The organism is Pandoraea sp. SD6-2, assembly GCF_000389825.1.
In the GTDB taxonomy this organism is placed as follows: domain Bacteria; phylum Pseudomonadota; class Gammaproteobacteria; order Burkholderiales; family Burkholderiaceae; genus Pandoraea; species Pandoraea communis.
Map to the genome: position 1 here is coordinate 205939 of NZ_KB944457.1, position 7624 is coordinate 213562.

The 7624-nt window shown below is 62.2% G+C and carries 6 protein-coding genes and 1 tRNA gene; 5 read left to right on the forward strand and 2 right to left on the reverse strand.

Going from position 1 to position 7624, the window contains the following annotated elements; translation table 11 throughout:
* Positions 1–47: 47 nt before the first annotated feature.
* On the forward strand, positions 48–1082 hold the full coding sequence (locus C266_RS24165) for an RNA methyltransferase (protein ID WP_010805207.1): 1035 nt from the start codon (positions 48–50) through the stop codon (positions 1080–1082).
* Positions 1083–1100: 18 nt separating this feature from the next.
* Here C266_RS24165 and C266_RS24170 read toward each other — a convergent pair whose 3' ends face one another.
* Together C266_RS24170 and C266_RS24175 are read right to left on the reverse strand one after the other, a co-directional pair.
* Entirely contained in the window at positions 1101–1937 is an 837-nt protein-coding gene (locus C266_RS24170) for an SDR family NAD(P)-dependent oxidoreductase (protein WP_010805208.1), read from the reverse strand.
* 81 nt (positions 1938–2018) lie between these two features.
* Positions 2019–2717, reverse strand: coding sequence for a TetR/AcrR family transcriptional regulator (locus tag C266_RS24175; RefSeq protein ID WP_051126538.1), 699 nt, complete (start codon positions 2715–2717; stop codon positions 2019–2021).
* Between the two features lie 98 nt (positions 2718–2815).
* Here C266_RS24175 and C266_RS24180 point away from each other — a divergent pair, with 98 nt between their 5' ends.
* The 4 genes from C266_RS24180 (at position 2816) to C266_RS24195 (ending at position 6957) form a co-directional block, all read left to right on the forward strand.
* Positions 2816–3613: a class II aldolase/adducin family protein gene (locus C266_RS24180; RefSeq protein WP_010805210.1), complete on the forward strand. Its 798-nt coding sequence runs from the start codon at positions 2816–2818 to the stop codon at positions 3611–3613.
* A gap of 96 nt (positions 3614–3709) precedes the next feature.
* Positions 3710–5107, forward strand: coding sequence for an MFS transporter (locus C266_RS24185; protein ID WP_010805211.1), 1398 nt, complete (start codon positions 3710–3712; stop codon positions 5105–5107).
* Between the two features lie 73 nt (positions 5108–5180).
* Entirely contained in the window at positions 5181–6701 is a 1521-nt protein-coding gene (locus tag C266_RS24190) for a class I adenylate-forming enzyme family protein (RefSeq protein WP_010805212.1), read from the forward strand.
* Positions 6702–6883: 182 nt separating this feature from the next.
* A tRNA-Gly gene (locus C266_RS24195) sits at positions 6884–6957 on the forward strand.
* Positions 6958–7624: the final 667 nt, after the last annotated feature.

Below are 7624 nucleotides of genomic sequence, written 5' to 3' on the forward strand. Positions count from 1 at the left end.
ATGGCCGCGCGGCTTGCCACGATCAGGTGGAGTAAAATCCGCTTCCCATGCGCTTCTCCGACTTCGATCAACGCCTCGCCGCACTCGGCGCTCAACCTGTCCATCGTGGCCGGGTGGCTCGCGTCTGGCTGAACGGACAAGCACTCGACACCGGCACGCGCCGTCGCAGCTCAGAACACTTCCTGCCGCTCGCGCTGCGAAACGCCCTTCCCGCACTCACCGCAGAACTCGACGGCCTCGCCCGCGTCCGCTCGGAACACACGGGCAACGACGGCTCGCGCCTGCTCGTCGAACTCGCGGACGGTCAGATGGTGGAAAGCGTATTGCTGCCGCGCGACGGCCTCTGCGTCTCCACGCAAGTCGGCTGCGCCGTCGGCTGCCGCTTCTGCATGACCGGCAAGAGTGGCCTGATCCGCCAGATCTCAAGCATGGAAATCCTCGCCCAAGTCGTACTGGCGAGACGTCGGCGCGCAGTGAAGAAAGTCGTCTTCATGGGAATGGGTGAGCCAGCGCACAACCTCGACAACGTGCTCGAAGCCATCGACCTGCTGGGCACCGAAGGCAATATCGGCCACAAGAACCTAGTGTTCTCCACCGTGGGCGACCTGCGCGTGTTCGACGCCCTGCCCCGGCAACGCATCAAGCCCGCACTGGCGCTGTCGTTGCACACCACCAAGGCCGACCTGCGCGCCCACCTGCTACCACGCGCACCGAAAATTGCACCGGATGCGCTGATCGACCTCGGCGAAAAATACGCTCGCGACACCGGCTACCCGATCCAATATCAATGGACGCTGCTCAACGGCGTCAACGACGGCGACGATGAGCTCGACGCCGTCGTGCGCTTGCTCAAAGGGAAATACGGCGTGCTCAACGTCATCCCCTTCAATAGTCTCGAAGGCGACGACTACCAGCGCCCAGATCGCCAACGCATTCGCGAGATCGTCCGCTATCTGCACAGCCGCGGCGTACTGACTAAGGTGCGAGACAGCGCCGGGCAAGACGTCGATGGCGGTTGCGGACAATTGCGCGCTCGCGCCATCGGCGAAACGAAAGTGGTTGAACTGCACAGCACGCGGTAAGCGCGCGGCGCAGTAAGTTCACGCGGCGTTGGCGCGCGACAGTTCGCGGAAATTCATCCAGTGCGAACTCACCAGCCAGCCAGCATCCACCGGCAAACTCACCCCTGTGATTGCGCTCGACTGATCGCACATCAGGAAGCTAACGGCCGCCGCAATCTCGTCGGTACCGACCAGACGCCCCAGCGCCGAATGCGCTTCAATCGCAGTGGCGCTGCGCTTGCCCGTCGCAAGCTTGTCCTCGAAGATTGGCGTCAGCGTGAAGCCGGGGGCGACCGCATTGACGCGAATGCAAGACGCGCCCAATTCGCCCGCCGCCAACTGCGTCATCGCACCGAGTGCCACCTTCGTCGGGGAATAGGCATGCAGCGGCAACGGACGTAGTTCGTTGATCGACGTGATGTTGACGACCGCACCCGCGCCCGCCTGCTTCATCAGCGGCGCAAACACCCGCAGACAATGCTGGGCGCCGAAGTAATTCACTTCCCACACACGCCGCTGCATGTCGTCGTCCATCTCCAGCATCGGCACGACGTCTTGTAGCAGGCCTGCGACATTCACCAGCCCCGCAACGCCACAGCGCTCGCGCAGAGATGCCGCCAGGACATCGACCGCTGCATGGTCGGTCACGTCGAGCGCCGCCAGCGTCATCCTCGGCTCGGCAGCACGCGCGCCAAAGACATCGCGCAAACGGGCAAGATCGAGATCCGTGGCCACCACATGCCAGCCGTCATCGAAGAGGCGGTTCGCCACCGCCAAGCCAATGCCGCCGCTCGCTCCGGTCACAACCACGGCGTGGCCGCTATCGCGCAAAATGTCCAATGATTTGCGCTTCGCGCGCTCAGGGGATGAGGTCATACCATGCGTCTCCGTCAGGGGGGGTTGTCGCCTTAATTTCTAAACAATTCGTTTAGTTTATCAACACCCCCATCCGACGCGTCAAGCCTTTTTTGCCGCCCCCTTCGCACGCGCGGTCTTCGCGGGCGCGGCTTTTGTACCTCGCGCAGTCTTCGCCGCCATCGCAGGCACCTTGCCGTTCGGGCCGATCAGGCCTTGCATGACAAGGTCGACGTGCTCGCGTACAAACGCCCGCGTCAGCGGCTTGTGGCCGACGAGCAAGCGGTAATAAAGCGGCGCGTAGAGGATGTCGAGCACGACATCGGGGTCGCCCGGTTTGATCAGCCCGCGTGCCACAGCGTCGCGCACGATCTCCACGCCCTGCTGACGGCGCGCCGACACGTAACCGTCGCGAAACGCCTGCGCGATTTCCGGATCGGACTGTCCTTCCGCAATCAGCGCGCTGATCATCGTGCCCATCGGCCCGCAGAATTCCTCGGCCATCTTGAGCAGACGCGAAAAAATGCTGTCGAGCTGCAACTCTTCCGGATACGGCAACGCCTGCCCCGCCTCACGCAGGAAGGCCGTCATGATCACCGACGCGCGGTTCGGCCACCACTTGTAGATCGTCGCCTTGCTCACACCAGCCGCAGTCGCAATGGATTCCATCGTCGTCGCGGATAACCCCTGCTCAAGCAACAAACGATATGCCGCGTCGAGCACGGCGCGCTCCGCCTCCACACTGCGTTTGCGTCCGCGCCGGCCTGCCGCGGGAGATTCGGGATTCAACTGACTTGACATTCGCTTTGCCCAGACAAATACTAAACTAAACGTTTAGTTTATAAATTTCGTCACCGCTTTGGAAGCTCGTCGAGCGGTACGTCGGTTTGGAGAATGGAATGCAGAAGTCTGACACAGTTTTTTCTTCATTTGCCCTGCCCGCGGGCGAAGCATTGGCCGACACCGGCATCACGCCGGCCGAGCAACGCGTGCGCGAAGATCTCGCTGCCGCGTATCGCCTATGCGCGCTCAACGGCTGGGACGACTTGATCTACACGCACTTGTCTGCGCGCGTGCCTGGCCCTTCGCATCATTTCCTCGTGAATCCGCTCGGTCTGGCGTTCGACGAAATCACGGCATCGAATCTCGTGAAGATCGACCTCGACGGTCGAGTCATCGGCAACTCATCTTACCGTCCCAATGCGGCCGGCTTCGTGATTCACGGGTGCATCCACGCAGCGCGTGAAGATGCCGCCTGTGTGATGCATCTGCACACCGAGGCGGGCATGGCGTTGTCTGCGCTGGAAGACGGTCTGCTGCCCATCACGCAGCACGCCATGCGCTTTGTAGGACGCCTCGGTTATCACGATTACGAAGGCATCGCTCTCACCATCGGCGAGCGCGAGCGGTTGCTTGCCGACCTGGGCAGCAACGCAGCCCTGATTCTGCGCAATCACGGCACGCTTACCGTAGGACGCTCGGTAGGTCATGCCTTCGTGGAAATGTTCTATCTGGAGAAAGCGGCCCGCGCGCAATTGCTCGCGCAGGCGACGGGTGCACCGCTGCGGATTCCGGCACCGGACATCGCCGCCTTGACGGCCCATCAGTGGGTGACGGATCTACGCGGCTCGGGTGATCGCGAGTGGCCTCCCCTGTTGCGTCAACTGGAGCGCTACGGCGACGACTACAAGCGTTAATGCATTGAAGTGAAGCTGTGCGGTACGAATAAGAAATACGAAATGGGCAGTTGGCAGTGACCAGCAAACATAACAGAACCATGACGGAGACACCCCTTGAACCCGACCCTTGCATCACAGGCGAGCCAATCGGCCGCCGGTGGCGATAACGCCGCCGCGCTGGACTCCCGCATCGCGCAGGAGACGATTGGCCAGCTATTCCGGCGCATTCTGCCCTTCCTGATCCTCTGCTACATCGTCGCTTTTCTCGATCGTGTGAACGTCGGCTTCGCTGCCCTGCACATGAATGGCGATCTCGGATTCACCGCGACCGTCTACGGTTTCGGCGCGGGTATCTTCTCGATCGGCTATTTCGTCTTCGAGGTACCGAGCAACCTGATCCTCCATCGGGTAGGCGCGCGCATCTGGATCGCCCGCATCATGGTGACGTGGGGCTTTGTCTCAGCGGGGTTCGCGTTCGTTTCAGGCGAAACGTCGTTCTATGTGATGCGCTTCCTGCTCGGCGTCGCCGAAGCGGGGTTCTTCCCCGGCATCGTGTTGTACCTGAGCCTCTGGTTCCCGGGACGCGCCATGGCGCGTGCGACAGCGATCTTCATTCTGGGTCTGCCGCTGGCGGTGCTAATCGGTGCACCACTCTCGACAGCCATTCTCACGTCGTTCCATGACTTCGCCGGACTGCGCGGCTGGCAATGGATGTTCCTGCTCGAGGGGGCATTGGCTGTGGTGGTCGGCGTCATCGCCTACTTCGTACTTGGCAGCTCGCCCGACAAGATCACGTGGTTGACCGAAACCCAACGCGACTGGCTGGTGCGAACGCTCGCGCAGGAGCGCGCCGCGAAGGAAAGCGCGCGGCAATATAGCGTCATGCAGACGCTGCTCTCGGGCAAGGTGCTGCTGCTCGCGTTGGCGATCTTCTGCAACATCACCGCGCTGTTCGGCATCACCTTGTGGATGCCGCAGATCATCAAGGGCATCGGCGGGCTCGACAACACACGCGCGGGGCTGCTCAGTGCCGTGCCGTATGTGTGCGCTGGCATCGCCATGGTGATCAACGCGCGGCATTCCGACAAGACCGGCGAGCGCCGCTGGCACATTCTCGTGCCGGCAGCGATCGGTGCGGTGGGCTTGGTGATGGCGGGAAGCGCGACGTCGCCGTACGTCGGCATCATCGGGCTGTGCATCGCCGCAGCGGGGATTCTGGCGTCGAACATTCTGTTCTGGCCGCTTGCCCCGATGTTCCTGACGGGCGCCGCCGCCGCGGCCGGTATTGGTCTAGTGAACTCCGTCGGCAATTTGGGGGGCTTCGTCGGCCCGTACCTGACAGGCTGGGCGAAGGACACCTTCGGCGGATATAGCGCCAGCATGAACACGCTCAGCGTCATGGTGCTCATCTACGGTCTGCTGCTCTTTGCATTCCTCACCGTGACGACGCGACGTGCAGGCATCGTCAGCGCACACGCCGCCACTCCCGTCCGAGGTACGGCAGCGCGCTAAACCTGCTCCCCTCTCCGCCTCGGTTCCGATTCTTTACTTTGCCCGGGCGCGCGGCGCGCGCTCGGTTCTTGCCATGAATATTGCCAATACCCTTGCGCGGGCCGCCGTACGGCATCCCGCCCACATTGCGACTTATCTCGGCGAATCGCCGCAGTTCGACTACGCCACGCTGGCGCGCCGCTGCGCCGGCATCGCCGGCGGCCTTCGCTCTCTAGAGCTGGCCGATGGCGCTCGCGTAGCGCTATGGATGCGCAATCGGCCCGAGTATCTCGAATGGCTCTATGCCATCTGGTGGGCGGGCCTCGTCGCGGTACCGATCAACGCGAAACTGCATCCGCGCGAAGCCGCGTTCATCGTCGGCGACTCGCAAGCGGAAGTGGTGCTGGCAGAAGCAGAGGACGCACAGGCGCTGGCCGAATGTCTTGCGACGCCGACGATTTGCCTCTCGCCGGAAGATGATCGTGTGCGTGAATGGGTGAAGGCGGATGCGTCGCAATCTGTGCCTGTGGCATCGCGCGAGAACACGGACCTCGCATGGATCTTTTACACGTCCGGGACGACAGGACGACCCAAGGGCGTCATGCTCTCGCATCGCAACCTCTGGTCGATGGCGGCGTGCTACATCGCAGACGTGGATGCGGTCGGCCGCGAAGACCGCACGCTTTATGCCGCGCCGATGTCGCACGGCGCTGGGCTGTACAGCGTGGTCTTCATGATGCAAGCCGCGGGGCACGTGTTTCCTGCGTCGGGCGGATTCGACGCGCAAGAGATGTTTGCGCTTGCCGATTCCCTCGGCGGCATCTCGTGCTTCGCCGCGCCCACGATGGTCAATCGTCTGGTGCGCCACGCGCAGGCAGCCGGTGCATCGTCCGAAGGGTTCAAGACGATCGTGTATGGCGGCGGCCCGATGTATACGGCGGATATCGAACGCGCGTTGTCGGTGATGGGCTCGCGTTTCGTGCAGATCTACGGTCAGGGCGAGTCGCCGATGACAATCTCCGTGTTGCCGCGTGATTGCATCGCGACACGCGAACATCCGCGCTGGCCGCAACGTCTGGCGTCGGTGGGTCACGCGCACGCGATGGTGGAAGTCGAGGTGGTCGATAGCGACGGCGTGCCCGTGCCCTCGGGAACGGCGGGCGAAGTCGTGGTGCGCGGCGACGTCGTCATGCAGGGCTACTGGCGTAATCCGGAAGCGACGGCAAAGACACTTCGCAACGGCTGGCTATGGACGGGCGATATCGGCGTGTTGGACGACGATGGTTTCCTCACGCTAAAAGACCGCTCGAAGGATGTCATCATCTCCGGCGGTACGAACATCTATCCGCGTGAAGTGGAAGAAGTGCTGCTGCGCGCCGACGGGGTAGCCGAGGTCGCGGTCATTGGGGAGCCGGATCCGGAATGGGGCGAAGTGGTCGTGGCTTATGTCGTCTGCACACCGGGTGCCGCGCTAGAGAGCGCGGAACTGGATAAGCACTGTCTGGCGCACATCGCGCGATTCAAACGCCCGAAGCGGTATGTGCCCGTCGATGCCCTGCCGAAGAACCACTACGGGAAGATATTGAAGACGGCATTGCGTGTCGGAGGCGCTTGAGAGAGGTGAAGCGCCGACAGAGATCATCACCGATGGGACGGGGCGACATTGCTCCGTCCTTAGGCGTCGCTCTCGCGGGCTCGATGGGAATCGATCCCAAGGCCCCCACCCTAGAATCGTACCCACCTGCAAAACGCATCGATTGCCAAAAACCCCCAACCCCGCGTAAAATGCCGCTCTGCGCGGGCGTCGTATAATGGTAATACCCTAGCTTCCCAAGCTAGAGCCGTGGGTTCGATTCCCATCGCCCGCTCCAGAATTCTTCTAAGAAGCCGTCCTCGTGACGGCTTTTTTGTTTTCTGCAATCGAATTCCGCTCACCGCTGAGTCGTCCGCCGTGGGCGGTGTTTGCCACGAGCGAATTGATCATCGGCGCAACGTTCGCCGCCGTGGGCCGGGATCGCGATGGCAGCCCTCGGTCTCGCCAGACTGTTGCCTTGCCTTCGCTCGGGTCTCGCCCAAGCCCCCGAGGCTGTGTGCGCCGCTTGCTGAGCCAGCTCACATGAAAATGTCGGCTATGTCGGAGAAGAATTTGGCCACCGGTGCAGCCCGGCTTGCCCACGTACCTACCGTCACCAATCCGTCGCAAAGAAGTCCCCAGCCCATTTCACACCTCCACTCGTTATTCGATTCGATTTCGCTTGCCGCGCTTTACATCAGGAGATCGGCCATATCGGAGAAAAACTTGGCCACCGGTGCAGCCCGGCTTGCCCACGTACCTACCGTCACCAATCCGTCGCAAAGAAGTCCCCAGCCCATTTCACACCTCCACTCGTTATTCGATTCGATTTCGCTTGCCGCGCTTTACATCAGGAGATCGGCCATATCGGAGAAAAACTTGGCCACCGGTGCAGCCCGGCTTGCCCACGTACCTACCGTCACCAATCCGTCGCAAAGAAGTCCCCAGCCCATTTCACACCTCCA

Bases quoted from the DNA above. Each gene is read 5' to 3' on its own strand.
- C266_RS24165 (WP_010805207.1), top strand. From the start codon at position 48: ATGCGCTTCTCCGACTTCGATCAACGCCTCGCCGCACTCGGCGCTCAA.
- C266_RS24170 (WP_010805208.1), bottom strand. From the start codon at position 1,937: ATGACCTCATCCCCTGAGCGCGCGAAGCGCAAATCATTGGACATTTTG.
- C266_RS24175 (WP_051126538.1), bottom strand. From the start codon at position 2,717: ATGTCAAGTCAGTTGAATCCCGAATCTCCCGCGGCAGGCCGGCGCGGA.
- C266_RS24180 (WP_010805210.1), top strand. From the start codon at position 2,816: ATGCAGAAGTCTGACACAGTTTTTTCTTCATTTGCCCTGCCCGCGGGC.
- C266_RS24190 (WP_010805212.1), top strand. From the start codon at position 5,181: ATGAATATTGCCAATACCCTTGCGCGGGCCGCCGTACGGCATCCCGCC.